The organism is Streptomyces sp. PCS3-D2 (genome assembly GCF_000612545.2).
Taxonomy (GTDB): Bacteria; Actinomycetota; Actinomycetes; order Streptomycetales; family Streptomycetaceae; genus Streptomyces.
Genome location: NZ_CP097800.1, coordinates 449,783 through 468,100 on the forward strand (window position 1 = coordinate 449,783; position 18,318 = coordinate 468,100).

21 protein-coding genes are annotated in these 18,318 nt (G+C 73.4%); 9 read left to right on the forward strand and 12 right to left on the reverse strand.

Features of this window, described 5'->3' with window-relative positions:
* The first annotated feature begins 3 nt into the window (after positions 1-3).
* On the forward strand, positions 4-828 hold the full coding sequence (locus AW27_RS01730; RefSeq protein WP_037917166.1) for an endonuclease I family protein: 825 nt from the start codon (positions 4-6) through the stop codon (positions 826-828).
* A 114-nt stretch (positions 829-942) separates the two neighbouring features.
* Complete coding sequence (locus AW27_RS01735; protein ID WP_037917164.1) at positions 943-1,245, forward strand: DUF3040 domain-containing protein; 303 nt, start codon at positions 943-945, stop codon at positions 1,243-1,245.
* Between the two features lie 54 nt (positions 1,246-1,299).
* Here AW27_RS01735 and AW27_RS01740 read toward each other — a convergent pair whose 3' ends face one another.
* Positions 1,300-2,922, reverse strand: a complete 1,623-nt coding sequence (locus AW27_RS01740; RefSeq protein WP_078555943.1) for a beta-N-acetylhexosaminidase — start codon at positions 2,920-2,922, stop codon at positions 1,300-1,302.
* A 176-nt stretch (positions 2,923-3,098) separates the two neighbouring features.
* A complete protein-coding gene (locus tag AW27_RS01745) occupies positions 3,099-4,328 on the reverse strand; it encodes an MFS transporter (RefSeq protein ID WP_037917161.1) in 1,230 nt (409 codons plus the stop codon).
* A gap of 220 nt (positions 4,329-4,548) precedes the next feature.
* On the opposite strand from AW27_RS01745, the gene AW27_RS01750 reads away from it, so the two are divergent.
* The gene (locus tag AW27_RS01750) at positions 4,549-5,004 is read left to right on the forward strand and encodes a MarR family winged helix-turn-helix transcriptional regulator (protein WP_037917159.1); all 456 of its coding nucleotides are present in this window, start codon (positions 4,549-4,551) and stop codon (positions 5,002-5,004) included.
* 3 nt (positions 5,005-5,007) lie between these two features.
* Here the strand turns inward: AW27_RS01750 and AW27_RS01755 are convergent, their stop codons facing one another.
* The 4 genes from AW27_RS01755 to AW27_RS01770 form a co-directional block, all read right to left on the reverse strand.
* Positions 5,008-5,532, reverse strand: a complete 525-nt coding sequence (locus tag AW27_RS01755) for a hypothetical protein (RefSeq protein WP_052030136.1) — start codon at positions 5,530-5,532, stop codon at positions 5,008-5,010.
* The gene (locus tag AW27_RS01760) at positions 5,529-6,212 is read right to left on the reverse strand and encodes an RNA polymerase sigma factor (RefSeq protein ID WP_236647483.1); all 684 of its coding nucleotides are present in this window, start codon (positions 6,210-6,212) and stop codon (positions 5,529-5,531) included. The genes AW27_RS01755 and AW27_RS01760 overlap by 4 nt, the downstream gene beginning before the upstream one ends.
* Positions 6,213-6,220: 8 nt before the next feature.
* On the reverse strand, positions 6,221-6,676 hold the full coding sequence (locus AW27_RS01765; protein ID WP_052030135.1) for an LPXTG cell wall anchor domain-containing protein: 456 nt from the start codon (positions 6,674-6,676) through the stop codon (positions 6,221-6,223).
* 155 nt (positions 6,677-6,831) lie between these two features.
* Positions 6,832-7,206 (reverse strand): YbjQ family protein, encoded by a 375-nt coding sequence (locus tag AW27_RS01770; RefSeq protein WP_037917157.1) that lies wholly within the window; start codon positions 7,204-7,206, stop codon positions 6,832-6,834.
* 341 nt (positions 7,207-7,547) lie between these two features.
* Between AW27_RS01770 and AW27_RS01775 the strand changes: the two genes are divergently transcribed.
* Positions 7,548-8,021: an SH3 domain-containing protein gene (locus AW27_RS01775; RefSeq protein ID WP_157840178.1), complete on the forward strand. Its 474-nt coding sequence runs from the start codon at positions 7,548-7,550 to the stop codon at positions 8,019-8,021.
* On the opposite strand, the gene AW27_RS01780 is transcribed toward AW27_RS01775, so the two are convergent.
* The 5 genes from AW27_RS01780 to AW27_RS01800 all read right to left on the reverse strand — a co-directional run bounded on the left by AW27_RS01780 (position 7,987) and on the right by AW27_RS01800 (position 13,028).
* Positions 7,987-8,394 carry an NYN domain-containing protein gene (locus AW27_RS01780; RefSeq protein WP_052030134.1) on the reverse strand — a complete coding sequence of 136 codons (408 nt, stop codon included), beginning with the start codon at positions 8,392-8,394 and terminating at the stop codon, positions 7,987-7,989. The genes AW27_RS01775 and AW27_RS01780 overlap by 35 nt on opposite strands.
* Before the next feature lie 9 nt (positions 8,395-8,403).
* Positions 8,404-10,686 (reverse strand): phosphatase domain-containing protein, encoded by a 2,283-nt coding sequence (locus AW27_RS01785; RefSeq protein ID WP_236647482.1) that lies wholly within the window; start codon positions 10,684-10,686, stop codon positions 8,404-8,406.
* 57 nt (positions 10,687-10,743) lie between these two features.
* Positions 10,744-11,430 carry a Rossmann-fold NAD(P)-binding domain-containing protein gene (locus AW27_RS01790; RefSeq protein WP_037917153.1) on the reverse strand — a complete coding sequence of 229 codons (687 nt, stop codon included), beginning with the start codon at positions 11,428-11,430 and terminating at the stop codon, positions 10,744-10,746.
* Between the two features lie 142 nt (positions 11,431-11,572).
* Positions 11,573-12,007 carry a VOC family protein gene (locus AW27_RS01795; protein ID WP_037917151.1) on the reverse strand — a complete coding sequence of 145 codons (435 nt, stop codon included), beginning with the start codon at positions 12,005-12,007 and terminating at the stop codon, positions 11,573-11,575.
* A gap of 70 nt (positions 12,008-12,077) precedes the next feature.
* Positions 12,078-13,028: an SLAC1 family transporter gene (locus AW27_RS01800; protein WP_037917149.1), complete on the reverse strand. Its 951-nt coding sequence runs from the start codon at positions 13,026-13,028 to the stop codon at positions 12,078-12,080.
* 326 nt (positions 13,029-13,354) lie between these two features.
* On the opposite strand from AW27_RS01800, the gene AW27_RS01805 reads away from it, so the two are divergent.
* Both AW27_RS01805 and AW27_RS01810 read left to right on the forward strand, forming a co-directional pair.
* Positions 13,355-13,810 carry a DoxX family protein gene (locus tag AW27_RS01805; protein ID WP_037917147.1) on the forward strand — a complete coding sequence of 152 codons (456 nt, stop codon included), beginning with the start codon at positions 13,355-13,357 and terminating at the stop codon, positions 13,808-13,810.
* Between the two features lie 44 nt (positions 13,811-13,854).
* Positions 13,855-14,430 (forward strand): YdeI/OmpD-associated family protein, encoded by a 576-nt coding sequence (locus tag AW27_RS01810; protein ID WP_037917145.1) that lies wholly within the window; start codon positions 13,855-13,857, stop codon positions 14,428-14,430.
* Positions 14,431-14,599: 169 nt separating this feature from the next.
* Here the strand turns inward: AW27_RS01810 and AW27_RS01815 are convergent, their stop codons facing one another.
* Complete coding sequence (locus tag AW27_RS01815) at positions 14,600-15,004, reverse strand: DUF5997 family protein (RefSeq protein WP_172671262.1); 405 nt, start codon at positions 15,002-15,004, stop codon at positions 14,600-14,602.
* Between the two features lie 58 nt (positions 15,005-15,062).
* Here AW27_RS01815 and AW27_RS01820 point away from each other — a divergent pair, with 58 nt between their 5' ends.
* The 3 genes from AW27_RS01820 (at position 15,063) to AW27_RS01830 (ending at position 18,298) form a co-directional block, all read left to right on the forward strand.
* Positions 15,063-15,875: a LysR family transcriptional regulator substrate-binding protein gene (locus AW27_RS01820; protein ID WP_078555941.1), complete on the forward strand. Its 813-nt coding sequence runs from the start codon at positions 15,063-15,065 to the stop codon at positions 15,873-15,875.
* Positions 15,876-15,963: 88 nt separating this feature from the next.
* Positions 15,964-16,335, forward strand: a complete 372-nt coding sequence (locus AW27_RS01825) for a VOC family protein (RefSeq protein ID WP_037917140.1) — start codon at positions 15,964-15,966, stop codon at positions 16,333-16,335.
* A gap of 469 nt (positions 16,336-16,804) precedes the next feature.
* Positions 16,805-18,298, forward strand: a complete 1,494-nt coding sequence (locus tag AW27_RS01830; protein WP_037917138.1) for a cellulose binding domain-containing protein — start codon at positions 16,805-16,807, stop codon at positions 18,296-18,298.
* The last annotated feature ends 20 nt before the right edge of the window (positions 18,299-18,318 follow it).

Consider the following 18,318-nt stretch of genomic DNA (forward strand, 5'->3'; position numbering starts at 1 on the left):
CGAATGAGAATCTCGCGCCTGACCCCCTGGGCTGCCGGCCTCGCCGCCGTGGCCCTGGTCGCCGTACCGGCGGCCGCGTCCGCCGGCCAGCAGGTCGCGGCGGCGCCCCCGGCCCCCGGGACCGCCCCCGCAGCGGCCGACGCGTACGACGCGTACTACGCGCCCGCCGAGGGCAAGACCGGTGCCGCGCTCAAGGCGGCCCTGCATGACGTCGTCAAGACGCAGTCCAGGATCTCCTACGACGGGGTGTGGAACGCCCTGAAGGCGACGGACGAAGACCCGGCGAACCCGAACAATGTCATCCTGCTCTACTCCGGCCGCTCGCAGTCGAAGTCGTCGAACGGCGGTGGCGCCAACGACTGGAACCGCGAGCACGTCTGGGCCAAGAGCCACGGCGGCTTCGGCACGGCCACCGGCCCGGGCACCGACCTGCACCACCTGCGCCCCGAGGACGTCAGCGTCAACAGCACCCGCGGGAACAAGGACTTCGACATGGGCGGCAGCCCGGTCAGCGAGGCCCCGGGCAGCCTGACCGACGCCGACTCCTTCGAGCCTCGGGACGCGGTCAAGGGCGACGTGGCCCGCATGCTGCTCTACATGGCCGTCCGCTACGACGGCGGCGACGGCTTCGCGGACCTGGAGATGAACGACAGGGTCAACAACGGCTCCGCCCCGCTCTTCGGCCGGATCAGCCTGCTGAAGCAGTGGAACCGGATGGACCCGCCGGACGCCTTCGAGCAGCGTCGCAACCAGCTCATATTCGACGTGTACCAGCACAACCGCAACCCGTTCATCGATCACCCGGAGTGGGTCGACTCCATCTGGTGACGTCGGACCGCGACCGCGGCGGCCTCCGGGGGTTGACGTGCGTCAGGCCGGGTATGCGCAGGCCAGAGGCTGCGGACCGCGCCCGACGGCGGCAGCCCACGGAGGTACGTCGTGATGGACGGAGCCGGCCTCTCCGATCGCGAGCAGCGCGCCCTCTCCGCGATCGAGGCAGAACTGCGGGGCGACCGGGCCCTCGACCGGATGCTGCGGTCGGGGCGCCGGCGGCGCCGTGCCGCCTGGGGGGCTCTGTGGGGCGCGGCGACCGCGGCGCTGTTCGTCGCCGCTTCGGTCACCGTGTCCGAGCCGCTGCTGTGGGGCTGCGCCGCAGCCTGGACCCTGACCGTCGTCACGGCCCTGCCCGCGGCCGTCGAATGGGCCGGCCGCCGCAGACGGGTCGGCGGGCACCCGGAGGGATGACCTGCCGCGGGCCGGCAGGCGCACCGGGCGGGGGACGGTCAGGCGGTCAGGCGGTCAGACCCGGCCGGCCAGGGCCTGGAACTCGGGCCAGGACAGCGTGGGCGTGCGCGCGTCCCACACCTTCTGGGACAGCGCGGCCAGCGGCATCCGGATGCCCGCCGCCACCTGGTCCTGGGTCTGCGCGCCGGACAGGTCGGCCCAGACGGCGAGGCGCCCGCCGAGTATCTGGCCGTCGTAAGAGGTCGGCACCGGTGCGGTGCCGCGCAGGACCAGAGGGGTCCACTGCTCGTAGATGCGCCGGCCGGTGGGGTAGGTGAACTGGTTCGGCTCGCCCAGCACGTAGTACAGGTACTCGTCGTTGAGGTTCACGAGCTTGCGGCCCTCGCGCAGGTACTCCAGCGGCGGTCGTGCTCCGATCTCCTTGCCGGTCCAGTACTCGACCTGGATGTCCTCGGCGGCACTGGTGACCCCGCCGGCGAAGAAGCCGTCGTTCCACGCCTTGAGGGCCTTGCCCGAGGGGCGGACCACGTCGGCCCGGTCGTTCAGCCATCCCGTGGCCAGGTCCTGCACGCGTGCCGAGGGCCCGTAGCGCTGCTGCGCCGCGCGGGCGAGCTGGGGGAAGGAGGCCTGCGGGTCGCGGACGACGAGCGCCTGGTACTCGTCGGCGCCCAGGTGCCAAGCCCCGCCGGGGAAGAGCGGCCGGTACTCACGCAGCAGGTCGTCGACAAGTGCGGCCGCGGCCGGGTTCGATATGTCCACCGCTCCCTTGACCGCCCGGCCGTTCACGTCGCGCAGCTGCAGATCCGGGTGGGCGCGCAGCACGGCGCCGAGGTGTCCGGGCGAGTCGATCTCAGGGACCACGGTGATGTGCAGTCGGGAGGCGAGCGCCGTGATGTCGCGTACCTGCGCCTTGGTCAGGTGCGGGGTGGAAACGATCTCGGGGTGGCTGTCGGACTGGATCCGGAAGGCCTGGTCGTCGGAGAAGTGCAGCCCGAGCTGGTTGAGTTTGAGGTCGGCCATCTCGCGCAGGCGGCCCTTGATCCACTCGGGCGTGAAGTGCTTGCGCGCTATGTCGAGGTTGAGGCCGCGCTGGGGCTTGGCCGGCGCGTCGCGCACGGTGCCCTCGGGGGCCGAGCCGGAGGCGCGCACGGCCTGCTTGAGGGTACGGGTGCCGTAGAAGACGCCGGCCTCGTCCGGGCCGCTGATGCGCACGCGGCCGTCCTTGACGGTGAGGGTGTAGGACTCGGGCCCGCCCGCACCCTCCACGGCGAGCTCCACGTCTCCGGAACGGGGGGCCGCCGACGCGCCGTAGGTGATGCCCAGTTCCCCGGCGAGCAGTCGTGCCTCGTCGGAGAGCGCGGCCGTGTCGTCCTGTGCGACGACCACACGGGCCTCGGGGGCGGGCTTCCATCCGGGACCGCGGGCCGGCTCGTGGTCGCGTACGGCCGGGATGGTGCGCGGGGCGGTGGAGAGGGCGTAGCTGGGCGACGGGGGCGGTGGCGGGGTGGGGGCGCCGGCCGGGGTGGTGGTGCCGGCGGGGCCCGGGGTGGTGGTGCCGGGGGTCGCCGGGCCGGGGGCCCGCGCCGCGTCGGAGGCGGCCGTGCACCCGGGCAGGGCAAGGGCGACGACCGCGGCGACAGCTGCCGTCGCGATGACGTGGACCCTTCTGCGCTTCATCGGTTTCCGCATCGTGCACCAGTGTCCCCCGTACCAACGTGGCACGCGGAGCACGTGCGCGCGACCCGGCCTGGGCCCGGACCCGGTGCCGCGCGCCGCGCCTCTCAGCACCGTCTCCGGCGGCCCCGCGGAGTCGGGCGACACCCGCGGGGCACGCCTTCGGCCAGGGGCGGCCGTCACTGCCGGGCGGGATCGGCGGCGATCGTCGCGCGGCTTTCGGCGACGGCCACCACCCGGCTGGCGGGAGCGGTGCGCGCGGCCGTACGGCGTTCCAACGCGCCCGAGACCAGGGCGAGCAGCAGGGCCGAGGCGGCGAGCGCGGCACCGACCCAGTTCGGGGCGGTCCAGCCGAGGCCGGCGGCGATGACGAGCCCGCCGAGCCAGGCGGCGAGGGCGTTGCCGAGGTTGAAGGCACCGATGTTGACAGCGGAGGCGAGGGTGGGCGCGGCGGCGGCCTGGTCGAGGACGCGCTTCTGCAGTGGAGGCACGGTCGCGAAACCGAGGGCGCCGATCAGCGCGAGGGTGATGGCGGCTCCGGTCTTGCTGTGGGCGGTCAGGGTGAAGACGGCGAGGGTAACGGCGAGGGCGGCCAGGGTCGCGTAGAGCAGGGGCATGAGCGCGCGGTCGGCGTAACGGCCGCCGACGAGGTTGCCGGCGACCATGCCGAGGCCGAAGAGGACCAGGAGCCAGGTGACGGAGGAGTCCGCGAACCCGGCGACGCCCGTCATCATCGGCGTGATGTAGGTGATCGCCGCGAAGACGCCGCCGAAGCCGAGGACCGTCATGGCCATCGCGAGCAGCACCTGGACGTTGCGGAAGGCGGCGAGTTCGCTGCGGATGCGCACCTCGCCCCCGAGCCGGGGCAGCTCCGGCACGAGGCGGGCGATGCCGAGCAGTCCGGCGACGCCGAGCGCGGCGACGATCAGGAAGGTGACACGCCAGCCGAGGGTCTGCCCGACGAGGGTGCCGAGGGGAACTCCGACCACGTTGGCCACGGTCAGGCCGGTGAACATCATGGCGATCGCGCCGGCCTTCTTCGCCGGGGCGACGAGCTCGGCGGCGACGACCGCGCCGATGCCGAAGAAGGCGCCGTGGGCGAGCGACGCGATCACGCGGCCGGTGAGCATGGCCCCGAAGGCGGGGGCGAGTGCGGAGAGCACGTTGCCCACGACGAAGAGGCCCATGAGCAGCATCAGCATGCGCTTGCGGGGGATGCGGGTGCCGAGCACGGTCATGAGGGGGGCACCGAGAACGACGCCGAGGGCGTAACCGGTGACCAGGAAGCCGGCCGTGGGGATCGAGACGCCGTAGTCCGCAGCGACCTCGGGGAGCAGGCCCATGATGACGAATTCGGTGGTGCCGATCCCGAAGGCCCCGACGGCGAGGGCGAGGAGCGCGAGAGGCATGGGGAGGTGCCCTTCAGGGAGGTGGTGGTGCCGGGTGCGGACGCGACCTGCGCGCAGGGATGCTTCCGACGCTTACATGCGCACACATTAATTGCAGACGCGGGATATATGCAAGCGCGGGCTATTGCGCAGATGGCATATCCTGGGGGCACGCGGCCCGCACGCTCGCCCCACACGCCCCGCACGCCCCGCGCGCCCCGACGCTTCGATGGAGGAGCCCATGACGGCCACGGACAGCACGCCGACCGCCCTCTCCCAGGGCTGGTGCGCCCTCTCGCTCCTGCACGGCCGGATCGAGGCGCACATCGAGCGCGCCCTCCAGGCCGGCCACGGACTCAGCGTGCGCGAGTATTCGCTGCTCGACGTCCTCAGCCGCCAGCACGACGGACCGGGCGGGCACCTGCGGATGCACCAGGTCGCCGACTCGGTGGTGCTCAGCCAGAGCGCGACGACCCGGCTGGTCAGCAGGCTGGAGGACCGCGGCCTGCTGAACCGCTACATCTGCGACACCGACCGGCGCGGCATCTACACCGACGTCAGCGGATCCGGCCTGGCTCTGCTGGCCGCCGCCCGCCCCACGAACGACGCCGCCCTGCGCGAAGCCCTCGACGAAGCCGCCGGCCATCCGGAGCTGGCGCCCCTGGTGGCGGCCGTGGAGAACCCCCGCAGGCCGTAGGGCCTACCGGCGCGGAACGGGCGGGGACGAGGTGGCGGCCGCGCCCGGCGCCGGAGACGCACCGCGCGACGGCGGCACCGACCCGGACGGCCCCGGGGAGGCCCGTACCGTCGGGCCGAGCGACCGGTCGGGCGTCGGGACGCCGGACGGTGCCGCCGACGCGTCCCCGCCCGGGGGCCGGCCCGGTCTGCTCGGCGAGGGCGACGGCGGTCCGCCGGAGGACGGGCCCGGAGTCGTCAGGCGCGGCGGGGTCGCGGGCAGCTGCGGACCGGGCTCGGCGTCCGGGACGAACAGCAGGTACCCGACACCGGCGACCGCGGCCGCGGCCGCCGTGAGAGCCGCGAGCGGCACGGCGAACCGCCGCAGCCGCTCCGCCGGCCGTCGTCCGGCGCGCGCTCCCGGCGGGCTCGCGGTGCGCAGGCGGCGGGCATCGACGCCGTCCGCACGCGCGGACAGCGCTTGGCGCAGCCGGCGCTCCACCGGGCGCTCGCCCTGATGCGGGCCGAGGTGTTCGCCGTCGGGCGTCATATCCGTCCCTCCAGGTTCCGTTCCAGCGCGTCCAGGCCGCGGCTCGCGCTGGACTTCACCGCTCCCCGGCTGATCCCCAGGGTGGTCGCGATCTCCGCCTCGCTGAGGTCGGCCCAGTACCGCAGCACGAGGACCTGTCGGCGCCGGGGCGTGAGCCGGGCCAGCGCCGCGAGCACTTCGCGGTGTGCTTCGTCCAGCACCACGTGGTCCTCGGCGGACGGCAGGTCGGCCGCCGGAGGCGGGGTCCAGGCCCGTGCGGTGCGCCTGCGCCGCAGGACGGAGCGCGCGGTGTTGACGACCGCGGTGCGCAGGTAGCCGAGGGCGTTGTCGACCTCGGCCACCTGTTCACCGTGACGGCGGTACAGGGCGGTGAAGGCGTCCTGTACCACGTCCTCGGCGGTGGCCAGGTCGTCGACGAGCAGCACCGCCAGCCGGACCATGCCCAGCCGGTGCGCGTGGTAGAGCTCGGTGACGGTGGGCGGTCCCGGGTCCCCGTCGCCGGTGTGGTCGTGGGCGTGGGCGTGGGGCGGGCCGTACGCGGAACCGTACGCCGGAGCGTGCGGCCCGGCGAAGATCCGCGGGGTGGTGGCGCGCTCGTGGCGCAGCAACGACCACAGGCCCCGCCACGCCCGGCCGAAACCGGGCGCGAGGGGGCCGACGGGTGGTGCGAGGTGGAGCACGGGATTCCTCAGCTGTTCGCGCGGCGCCGCACGGCGTAGAGGGCTCCGGCGCCCGCAAGGACCAGACCGGCCGCTCCCGCCCCCATCGCGACGGTCGTCGCCGAGGAGCCAGTATGCGCGAGCTCGGCCCTCGTGCCCGCCTCGGGTGACGCGGCGGGCGACGAGGGAGAGGCACCGGGGCCGGAGTCGCCGCCCGCGCTGCTCGGAGAGGCGCCGGGGGCGGCTCCGGGGGAGGCACTGCTCGCGCCGCGGCCGGTGATCGAGGGGGAGCTGACCGAGGGGACGGGCCTGGGGGCGACCTCTCCGGGCGAGGCGTCGGCCGGGACGCTGACCGACGGGGAGGGCGCGGCCGGGCCGGCGCTCGCGCCGTACGCCGGGCCGGCCAGGACGACGGCCGCCCCCGCGGCGGCTGCGGCGACGGCCGTGCGGCGCACGGCCAGGGGGACACGCTTGAGGTTCTTCACGGTGGGTCTCCACGGTCGGTTCCGGGGTGAAGGGGCGCGGACTGCGCCCCTTCACCCCGCACGACGCGCGACCCTCCAGGAGGTTGCCGCCACCGCGGAAAAACTTTCGTCCGCCGTGCAGCTCCGTCTCCGGAGCGACCACCTGCTGGAGAAGGTCAGGTGGAGGCGGGGACGAGCACGACGGCCGTCCCGTAGGCGCAGACCTCGGTCCCTACGTCGGCGGCGTCGGTGACGTCGAAACGCATCATCAGCACGGCGTTGGCGCCGCGCGCCTTCGCCTGCTCGACGAGCCGGTCCATGGCCTGGTTCCGGGTCTGGACCAGGGTCTTGGTCAGGCCCTTCAGCTCGCCGCCGATCATCGACTTCAGTCCGGCGCCGATCTGGCTGCCCAGGTGGCGGGAGCGCACCGTGAGGCCGAAGACCTCGCCGATGACCCGCTCGACCCGGTATCCGGGGACGTCATTGGTCGTCACGACGAGGACGCCGGTCTCGTGCGCGCCGGCTCCACCGCCGTAGTCGTCGATACCCATGCGTCCACTCTTGCGCCGCCCGCCCACCGCCGCATCCGGGCAGCCCGCGATCGGGGCACGGGGACGGCGAGCCCCGGCCCGCGGGCGACGACGGGCCTGACGCGGCCGGAAAGGGCGAGTCCGCTCATGCGGCCGGGGCCGTGCATCCGCACCGCGGTGCCCGGTACTCCCCAGGGCGGCCCCCTGGTGGACACATTGGGCATATCGGGTTACAAGCCGGTGAGGCACCGGAGCCGCAGGGCCCGTCCTCGTCATAGTCGTCCCTGGCAGCCGCCTGTTGCCATCCCGCGCCGCACCACGCGGCCGGTCGGACGTCTTCACAGAGGAGTCGGCTCATGCTGATGCCCACCAGAACCATCCTCGCTCTCGCCACCGGAAGCCTGGTTCTCGGTCTGGTCGGGGTGGGCGCCGCCGTCGCGGACGAGGGCCCGCGGGAGATCATCGTCGGCGAGGTCCCCCCGTACGCGCAGCCGGGCGGGTACCCGTACGAGAGGTACGCGTACGGGAAGGTCGTCTCCAGGGGGCCGCTGAAGGTCCGCAGCAGGCCGACCACCGAGTCGCGGGCGATCGGCCACGTGCAGCCGAACAGCCGGGTCGAGATCGAGTGCAAGAAGTACGGCGAGAAGGTCGACGGGAACCGCATCTGGTACCGCCTGCACGTCGAGCGGGAGGACTGGGAGAACGGGTCCGGCCGTGAGGACCGCCAGGACCGTCAGGACCGTCAGGACCCCGACCGCGCGAAGGCCTACGAGAAGGAGCACTGGGTCTCCGCCCGCTACGTCAAGAACCTCTCCGAGGTGCGGTACTGCCGCTGACCCCCGGCGAGTCCAGCGGGCGTACGGTACGCGGCCCCACGCACCGCGCACCGTACGCCCCGACGCGTTCGCGCAGTTCGCGGTCGGCCGTGACCACGACCACCGGGCGGCCGTCGACCGCCCGGGCCGCGACCAGTTCCACGATCCGGTCGTCCGCGCTACCGGGCGCCGTCTCGACCCGTACGCCGGGCACGGACGCTACGCCGCCGGCAGCGCCCTCGACGACGAGGACGATCTCCTCGCCCTCGTCCCGGGCGGCCAGCCGGTCGCGCAGCCGCTCGGTCGCGCCGCGCCGGTCGCGCCACCAGCCGTCCGGCACCGAGCCGACCACGTTCGCGGCATCGACGATCAGCACGGTCAGCACGTTGCGCACACCCGGACTTCAGAAGTCGCCGTAATTGACCTGCCAGGTGGGCAGGCCCATGCGGCGCCAGACGGCGACGACCCGGTCGCGGTCGTCGAGGGAGACCCGCACCGCGAAGCGGTGGCGCACGTGCGCGTCGAACAGCTCCGCCTTGACCACGTCGTCGCGGCGCGTGTCGCCGGCCGCGCGCATCCACAGCTCGTCGTAGGGCACCTCGTGCCGGCGCAGCCAGGACTCGGTCTGGGCCCGGTACTCCTCGCTGCGCCCCGACAGCAGCACCACCGTGTCGCCGTCGGCGCGCCGGAAGGCGTCCAGCGCATGCCGGACCGGCTCGTTGAGCAGGTCGAGCTCGCAGCGCGTGAAGTCGTACGGCCCCCGGTCGCCGGTCAGTGCGAGCGTGCCGTCGATGTCGCACATCACCGCCGCCGGCAGTGCAGGGTCGGCGACGTAGGGCGTCACGGGCGGCGCGGCCACCTCCCCCGAGCCGGCGTTCATCCACTCGCTCGTCAGGCGCCAGCCGCCCCGGCGGATGTTGCGGTGCTTCTCGGCCAGCACTCGGATGATCTCCTCACCGACCTGGCGCTCGCGGGCGGCGTCCCGACTCAGGCACTCCTCCAGCGACACGTCGGTGAAATCGTGCACGACGAAGGTCGCGCGGCCGCCGACGGCCGCCTTCAGCCGCTTCGGGATGTGCTTGGTCAGGTGGGTGTTGTCGACGACCACGTCGAACCCGTCGTCGACGGCCGCGCGGACGGCCGCGTCCTGGATCGCCAGGACCGTCTGCTCGTGGGCGAAGCCGCGGCCGCGCCCAGGATCCGGCAGGTCGAGCATGGCCCGCAGGTCGTCGAGGTTGACCCGGCGCATGCGGCCGCCGGACTCGGCCTGCAGGGCGCGTGCGGCCGTCGTCTTGCCCGAGGCGGGCAGACCCGTCATGACGTGGACGACGGGAATGGGTGACTCGCCCTCGGCGGGCCGGTGGGGCAGGTCCGCAGCCGGCGCCGGGATCCCTGGCGCAGCCCGGGACACGCGGCCGGCCCCGCCCGACGTCCGCGCGGGAGCGGGCGCGGTCCGGTTGTCCTCGTCGGACACGCTCCTGTCCTCCTCGTCGGTGACGTACGGGTCGACGGCCTCCGGCCGGACCCGGCGCCAGGTCGTGAGCTCGGTCGACCGGCCGTCGAGCCGCATGAACATCGCGGGCCGAACGGCGCGGTCGGGCAGCTGCGCCACGGCCCGGGCGAAGGCTCCCCGGTCGGAGGCCAGGTGCACGAGGCCCGCGTAGGCCTCGTCGATCGCCCGCTCGTGGCGGGCGGCGGCCTCCTCCAGGCCGGCGATGACCTCGCGCACCCAGTGGTCGAACTCGTCGGGCACCTGCGCCAGCAGAGCATCGAGGGGCTTGCCGCCGGACGCCTCGATGTCGGAGACGGTGCAGTTCAGGCCCTGTGCGAGCTGCTGGGCGGGCAGGCCGGCGAAGCGCTGGATGCCGTGGCCGCGCCAGATGTCCCGCGCGGTCACGCCGGTGAGCACCCTGTGCAGCCGTACGTACTCGGACAGCTTGGCCTTGGCGCGCACGCCCGAGGCGAAGCGCAGCACGAAGCCCTCGGCGTCCATGCCGGTGGCGGATGAGCCGCCCGGCAGGGTGTTGGACTCGGTCAGCGCGAGCAGCTCGTCGAGCGGCATGGCGGGCCACACCGTGACGACGGAGCCGATCCCGGTCCACTGGGTGGCGGCCTCGGCGAGCGGCACCTCGGTGCCGCCGACGGTGAAGGCCGCAAGGAGGACGAGGTCGCGCCGGTCGCCGTAGTCCACGACGATGCGGTTCTGCGGGTACAGGATCTCCGCGAGATAGGTGGTGCCCGGCTTGAGGGCCGAGGTGTCCGCGCCGTCGAGCCGGCGCTGTGCCCAGGTGGCCTGGGCACTCGTGAAGGACGCCTTGGAGGCGACGCGCCAGCTGCCCGCGTAGTGGAAGACGATCGCGAGGCTGCCGTCGACCTTGTCGTACACCTCGAACGGCTCGTCGGGCAGGGCCGGGGCGTACGGCCGGCCCGACGCGTGTTCTCCGACGTTGAAGAACTTCGGCAGCGGCAGCGCGACGATCGCACCGGTCTCGTCGTCGGCGACCAGGCCGCGGCAGCGCGTGGTGACCTCGTTCCAGACGCCCTCGTACTGGGCCGTCCGCGTGTACGTGTAGATGGACAGCGGCAGCTCTGGGTGCGATTTGCGGGTCACGTACCCGGCGTCGATCGAGTGTGCCAGCGCCTGGGCGGGCAGCAGGTCATGCAGAGTCAGGCTCTCCTGGCTCATGGGGTCCTCCCGGTTTGAGACGGCTCATTCTCGCCTCCGGGAGGTGATGCCCGGTACTCAATTATGCCTGGTCGGGGCGGCTCCAAGGCGGTTGATGTCCGCGGGCCGCAAGATGTGGCCGGGCACCTCGGTGCCGGGAGTGGCGACGGCGATCATGGCCCGGCCGAAGGCCTCGGAGGTGATGACGAGGTCCGGTGCGAACCGCTGCAGCAGCGGTACCAGCGGTGCGGTGACGGCGTGGAGGACACGGTGGAGCCGGGTCCGGGGCCTGGCGCCGCGCGCCGGCCGGACGATGCCGGGGCGGAACATGTAGGCGCGGAAGGGGAGTTCCAGCAGGTCGTTCTCGGTCCTGCCCTTGACGCGGGCCCACATGGAGCGGCCCCGGCCGGTGCTGTCCGTGCCCTCCCCGGAGGCGTACGCGAAGGTCATACCGGGGTTGGCTGCGGCGAGCGGCCGGGCGACCGCGAGCGTCAGGTCGTGGGTGACGCGCCGGTAGTCCTCCTCCTTCATGCCGACGGAGGAGACGCCCAGGCAGAAGAAGCAGGCGTCGAGGGCGGCCGGGTCGACTCCGGCGGCGGACAGGTCGGACGGGTCGTCCTGCACCCGCTCGCGCAGTTTGGGGTGGGTGACGCCGAGCGGGGAGCGACCGACGGACAGGACGCTGTCGACGGAGTCGTCACGCAGGCACTCGCGCAGGACGGCCCGGCCGAGCATCCCGGTCGCGCCGAAGAGGATGACGTTCACCTCAGGAAGCGTAGGCGTCGGCGGTCGGCGGCGCGCGGGGGCGGGGAGGCGGGCCGGTCCCGCCGGGACGGGCGGGACGGTCGGGACCGGCTGGTGCGCGGATCGGCGGACGGGCGGACCTGATGCCCGGGATCGCCGGGGCTCAGTGGGAGACGCAGAGCTCGTTGCCCTGGGGGTCGGCGAGGGTCGTCCACGTACTGGGGCCCTGGCGGCCCTCGTGGAGGAACTTCGCCCCCTTGGCGACGAGGCGCTCGACCAGTACCTTCGGGTCCTCGTCACCGGTGCGGACGTCGAAGTGCATCCGGTTCTTGACGGTCTTGGCCTCCGGTACGAGCTGGAAGAGGACGCGCGGGGCGCCTTCCAGTCCCCCGGGGTGGCGGATCGCCGCTCCCGCCTTCCAGACGAGCGTGCCGCGGTGGGTGGTGGTGTCGTCCTCGGTCGCGTGCCCCGCGGCGATCAGGCCGCGGATGAACTGCTCGTCGCTGGGCTCCACTTCCCAACCGAGGGCGTCGGCCCACCAGTCGGCGAGGGGGTGCGGATCGGGCGAGTCGATGGTCACCTGGAACGTGTACGCCATGCCGGGACCCTACTGACCGGGCGCGGGCCGCGCCACAGGAGGACCGCCGTGACCACGGCGGGCGGCGCGCTCATTGCGGCGGGCGGGGGGCGGCGAGCCGCGAGGAGACGAGCACGCCGACGATGGCCAGCCAGGCGGCCACGGCGATCCAGAGCAGAAACTCCCCCACCGGAACGAGCCAGGCGATGCCGGCCGGCTCCGCGACGGACAGGCACGCCGTGGCCGTCATTCCGAGGGGGAAGACGGTGGCCCAGCGCCGGATGTCGCCGCGCGTCCGGGGGTGGCGCAGTTCGGCGGTGAGGAGGACCGCGTACCAGACGAGGGACAGCGCGAGCGTCACGAGCGTGACGCCGCGCAGGGCCGTGTGCGCCGCGGCCGTCCACACGGGAGACGCGGTGAGCTTGGAGCCGGCCAGGGCGGAGAGGGAGAGCGCCCCGCCCGCCACCCAGTGGTCGCCCGCGCCGCCCGCCACCTCGCCCAGGTCGAACCTGAGGAGAGCGGCCGCGTAGAGCAGCAGCCCGAGGCAGAAGGCGGCCAGCGCGGCCCGGGCCAGCCAGTCCTGGTGGCACGCGGCGGCGAGCACGGCTGCCAGGAGGGCGAGCCCCTGCGTCGCCACGCAGCCGAGGAAGGCGCCTCCGGGCATGCGGCGGTGCCAGTGGCGTACGACGTTGACCAGCAGTCCCGGCCAGAGCACCGCCGCCAGCGCGAGCAGTGCCGCGGCCGTGGTCTGCCGGCCGAGGAGGGAGATCCGGGTGCCGATGACGGTGGTCGCGGCCACGGCCGTCAGGGCGGCCGGGGTGTCGGCCTCGGCGCGGAACCGCCCGCGATCGCCCACGAGCCGGGCCGTGAAGTCGAAGCCGAGGACGAGCCACAGGGCGACCGCGACGACGAGTGCGACCAGCGACGCCGCCTCGTGTCCCGTCATGTACAGCCCGACGGAGATGATGCCCGTGGCCATGACGGCGGCCCCCGCCGCCGGCGGAAGGCCGGTCCACCAGCCCGGGCCCGGAAGGATGCTCACGCTTCCAGCGGACCGCACGGTTCAGCGGGCCGCCAGCGGGCGGGGCCGACTGGCGGGCCGCCCCCGCGCGGCAATCCCAGGGTACGTGTGCAGGGTGCACGTGACGGGACGCGGCCGTCCCGGGCCCTGGACGGAGCGGGAGAGACAGCGGTCCGCCACGGGGGCGATGCGGACGGCCGAAGGGTCCCCTCGACGGCGCCCGCGCCGCCATCGAGGTGGCCGGAACTTGCGCTTGCCAGGCCTGTTAGGTCTACCTAACCTATGGCTCGCTCGCGCACGCTCGGCACGACTTCGGGATCCGTCCCCGACCGAAGGAGCCTCCCCCCATGAACACACGTCTCGACCACGCCCAGCCCTACGCCATCGGCCTGTTCCGGATCGTCACGGGCCTGCTCTTCGCCTCGCACGGCGCCGCTTCCCTCTTCGGCGTGCTCGGCGGCGCCCATGGCGGCGGCACCGTCGCGGCGGGCACCTGGCCGGGCTGGTACGCGGCAGTCATCCAGCTGGTCGCCGGTGCCCTGGTCCTGCTGGGCCTGGGCACCCGCGCGGCCGCGTTCGCAGCCTCCGGCTCCATGGCGTACGCGTACTTCACGGTGCATCAGCCCGGTGCGCTCTGGCCGCTGCAGAACGGCGGCGAGGCCTCCGCGATGTTCTGCTGGGCCTTTCTGCTCCTTGTCTTCACCGGACCCGGCGCCCTCGCGCTGGGCTCCCTGTTCGCGTCGCGAACGACCGCCTCTTCGAGGCACCGCGACGACACCCGACCGGAAACCGTGGCCGCCTGAGGAATGGATTCGTCCGCAGATCAACGGCCGATAGCCTGTCGCACATGGACGAACTCAACGGGGCGGAGATCGTCGGCTTCGCGGACGCCGAAGCGTTCGAAAGCTGGCTCGCCGAGCACTACACACGCCAGGAAGGGGTGTGGGTCAAGCTCGCGAAGAAGAAGTCCGGGATCCCGTCGGTCACCGATGACGAGCTCGTCGACGTAGGGCTCTGCTACGGCTGGATCTCCGGGCAGCGACGCTCTCTCGACGACACGCACTACCTGCAGAAATACGTGCCGCGCCGACCCAGGAGCCTGTGGTCGCAGGTGAACGTCGACAAGGTCGCGGCGCTGACCGCCACGGGCCGGATGCGGGAACCGGGGCTCGATGAGGTGCGCAGGGCACAGGCGGACGGTCGCTGGGTCGGCGCCTACGCCCCACAACGCACCGCGGGGGTGCCGGAGGACCTCGAAGCGGCACTCGCGGCGCGTCCCGAGGCCCGCGCGGCCTTCGACGCACTGGACCGGACCGGTCGCTACCTGGTCGCCCTGCCGCTGCTCCAGGCCCTCACGCCGGAGACCAGGAAGGCCCGGCTCGACCGGGCCGTGCGCCTGCTGGCCGGTGACCCTCCGCAATGAGGCGGTGAGATGTCGGGGCGGCGGCCGGGCTCTCCCCGCCCCCGGAGAAGGCATCGGGCCCGACCCCACCGCTCACGGGGAGGCCGGGCCCGGCGACGATCCGGGAGCCCGGGAGCCTGAGACTCGGGGGACCGAGGCCCGGGGGCCCGGGAAGTCGGCCCTCGGCGGGTCAGGAATCCTGGTGGCGCGCCTGCTCCGCCCGCTCCGCGTTCCGCTCCTTGATCCGCACCGCTTCCTTGCGGACCTCTGCCTGGGTGGCGCGCTCCCGCAGGAGCCACTCGGGGGACTCCTGCTTCAGCGCTTCGATCTGCTCCGTGGTGAGGGGCTCGGTCACTCCGCCGCGGGCGAGGCCGGCGATGGAGACGCCCAGCTTGGAGGCGACGACCGGGCGGGGGTGCGGACCGTTGCGGCGCAGTTCCTGGAGCCACTGGGGCGGGTCGGCCTGGAGCGCGCTCAGTTCACTGCGCGAGACGACACCCTCCTGGAACTCTGCGGGGGTGGCCTGGAGGTACACGCCCAGCTTCTTCGCCGCGGTCGCGGGCTTCATCGTCTGGGTGTTCTGGTGCGACGTCATGAGGTCAAGGGTATCGAGCATGTGCACGGCTTCCGACCACGCCCGGTAACCTTGCGGGGTGACAGGCTCGGAAACACCCCCAGCGTTCCGGCTCGCTTATGTCCCCGGCGTGACCCCTGCCAAGTGGGTGCGGATCTGGAACGAGCGGCTGCCCGACGTACCCCTGACCCTCGCACAGGTCTCCTCCGCCGAGGTGTTCGGCGTCCTGCGCGCCGGTGACGCCGACGCGGGCTTCGTCCGCCTCCCGGTCGACCGCACCGACCTCAGCGCGATCCCCCTCTACACCGAGACCACGGTGGTCGTGGTCCCCAAGGACCACCTCGTGGCGGCGGCCGAGGAGGTCACCACCGAGGACCTCGCCGACGAGGTCGTGTGGCAGCCGCTCGACGACACCCTGGACTGGGAGAAGCTTCCCGGCCGGCCCGCGATCGAGCGGCCCGCCACGACGGCGGACGCTATCGAGCTGGTGGCGGCGGGTGTGGGCGTGCTCGTCGTGCCCCAGTCCCTGGCCCGCCTGCACCACCGCAGGGACCTCACCTACCGGCCGGTCTCCGACGCACCCACGTCACGGGTGGCGCTGTCGTGGCCACAGGCGGAGCCCACCCCCGACCTGGTGGAGGAGTTCATCGGGATCGTCCGCGGACGGACGGTGAACAGCACGCGGGGCCGGCAGCAGGGGGCTCAGCAGCCCAAGGCCAAGGGCAAGCGGCCCGAGCGGGGCACGGGCAAGGCCGTCGGCAGCGGACCCCGGCGCGGGTCCGGGGCCGGGTCCGGCAAGCCCGCTTCGGGCAAGGCGGCCGGGAAGAACGCGCGCGGTGGCTCCGGCGGGGCCAAGGGATGCAAGGGCGGCAAGCCCCGGCGGCGCCCCTAGGGCTCCGGCCCCCGGCGTCCCGGACGGCGGGGACCGTGGAATGGTCCTCGAAGAACCGTCACCGGCAAGGATTTGCCAGAATCGGATCATGCTGACCATCGGGACGATCGTCATGGGCGCCGAGGACGTGCGGCGGGCCGCCGCATTCTGGTCCGGGGCGCTGGGCTACGTACCACGTGACGGCGCGGTGGACGACGGCTGGACCGTCCTGGAACCGGCCGACGGCGCCGGACCCGCACTGGCCCTCGGCCGCAGCATCACGCCGGTCCAGCGGCGCCCCCGCGTCCACCTCGACCTGTACGCGGCGGACGCGGCCGAACAGGCGGCGGAGGTGGCACGGCTGGTGTCGCTGGGAGCCCGGCACGTGGAGTGGGACTCCTACCCCGAGAACCCTGACTTCGTGGTCCTGGCGGACCCCGAGGGCAACCGCTTCTGCGTGATCGACGCGACCCACGGCTGACTCCCCCGCCCCGTCTGCGGGAGACGGACGGGGCGTGAAGCCCTGCGGAGGGGACTGCGAGGCCTCGCCGCCGTGCCGTTCCTCACTGATGCGGATCGACTCGATGACGACGTCGTCGACCGGGCGGCCCCCTGCTCCGACGGCTGTGCCGGCGATGGAGTCCACGACCTTGCGTGGGAACGGCGGTCCCGCACGGGCGGCTCCGGGCGCCCGCTCGGGCGGAAGGCGGCCGAAGCCTCACCCGGCCGGGGCCGGCATCCGCGCAACCGAAGATCCCGTCGGCGGGCTGCGGCCGGTGACGCGGGCAGAGCCACGCGGACAACGGCCCTTCCTGATCCCCCGCTTTCCCCTTCCTTAAGCGGAACCTAAGGCTCATCGAGACCGCCCCGAAGCGAACGAATGTCCGTTTCGGGGCGGCTAGCGTGCTGCCGCAACCCCAACTCCCCAGTAGCACAAAGGCAGGCACGCGATGGGCAGCACACTCGGTCACCGGCGCAGGACGAGTCGTACGGCGAGGGTCACGGGCGCGATCGTGGCAGCGGCGGTGATCGGCGGTGCGGCCTTCGCGCTCACCGGGACCGCACACGCCGGGTCCGTCGGGGCCGTCTACACGAAGTCCAGTTCCTGGAGCGGCGGTTACACCGGGCAGTACGTCATCACCAACAGCACCGGGCAGCCCCGGTCGGGCTGGACGCTGGAGTTCGACCTCCCGACGGGCACGAAGATCGACTCGCTCTGGAACGGCACCCACACCGTGGCCGGGCAGCGCGTCACCGTGAAGCCGGCAGGCTGGAACGGGGAGCTGGCAGCCGGCGCCTCCGTCACCGTCGGGTTCGTCGCGAGCGGCCCCGGAGCCCCGGGCGACCCGACGGGCTGCCGTATCGACGGAGTGAAGTGCTCCGTCGACCAGAGCGCCACCACCCAGCCGAGCGGGCGACCCACCACCCGGCCGACCGCCACCGCGGCTCCGACTGCGGCCCCGACCACCGCCCCGACGGCTTCGGCGACCTCCGCCCGGCCGACCCGCACCGCGTCGCCCTCCCCCACCGCGACCACCCCGGTCCCGGTCGGCGGCGCGCGCTTCGCGCCGTACGTGGACACCTCGCTCTATCCCGCGTACGACCTGCTCGACACGGCGGCCAAGACCGGCGTGAAGGAGTTCCACCTGGCCTTCATCACCTCCGGCGGCGGCTGCGCACCGCTGTGGGGCGGCGTCACCGAACTCGCGAACGACCAGGTCGCCGCGCAGATCGGTGCGTTGCGCGCCCAGGGCGGTGACGTGCGGGTGTCCTTCGGTGGGGCTGCCGGACACGAACTCGCCCTGAACTGCGCCACGGTGGACGACCTCGCCGCCGCCTACGGGAAGGTCGTCGACCAGTACCGCCTCACCAAGGTCGACTTCGACATCGAGGGCGCGGCCCTGCCCGACACCGCTGCCAACGCGCGCCGCGCTCAGGCCATAGCCAAGCTCCAGAAGGCCCACCCGGGTCTGGACGTGGCCTTCACGCTGCCCGTGATGCCCGAGGGCCTGACCCAGCCGGGGGTGGCGCTGCTGGCCGACGCCCGCAAGAACGGCGTCCGCGTCGACGCCGTCAACATCATGGCGATGGACTACGGCCCCGCGTACAGCGGGGACATGGGGCAGTACGCGATCCAGGCCGCGACCGCCACCCAGGCCCAGATCAAGGGCGTGCTCGGACTCTCCGAGGCGGCGGCGTGGAAGGCCCTGGCCGTCACGCCGATGATCGGCGTCAACGACGTGGCCAGCGAGGTCTTCACGGTCTCGGACGCGACAGAGCTCGTGGAGTTCGCGGCGTCGAAGGGAGTCGGCCGGCTGGCCATGTGGTCCTCCACGCGGGACAAGCAGTGCGCGGCCGGAGCCGTCAGCCACGCGGACGCCACGTGCAGTTCGATCCTCCAGCAGCCCTTGGCCTTCACCAGGGCCTTCGCCGCCCTCAAGTAGCGCACGGCCCGGTCGGCTTC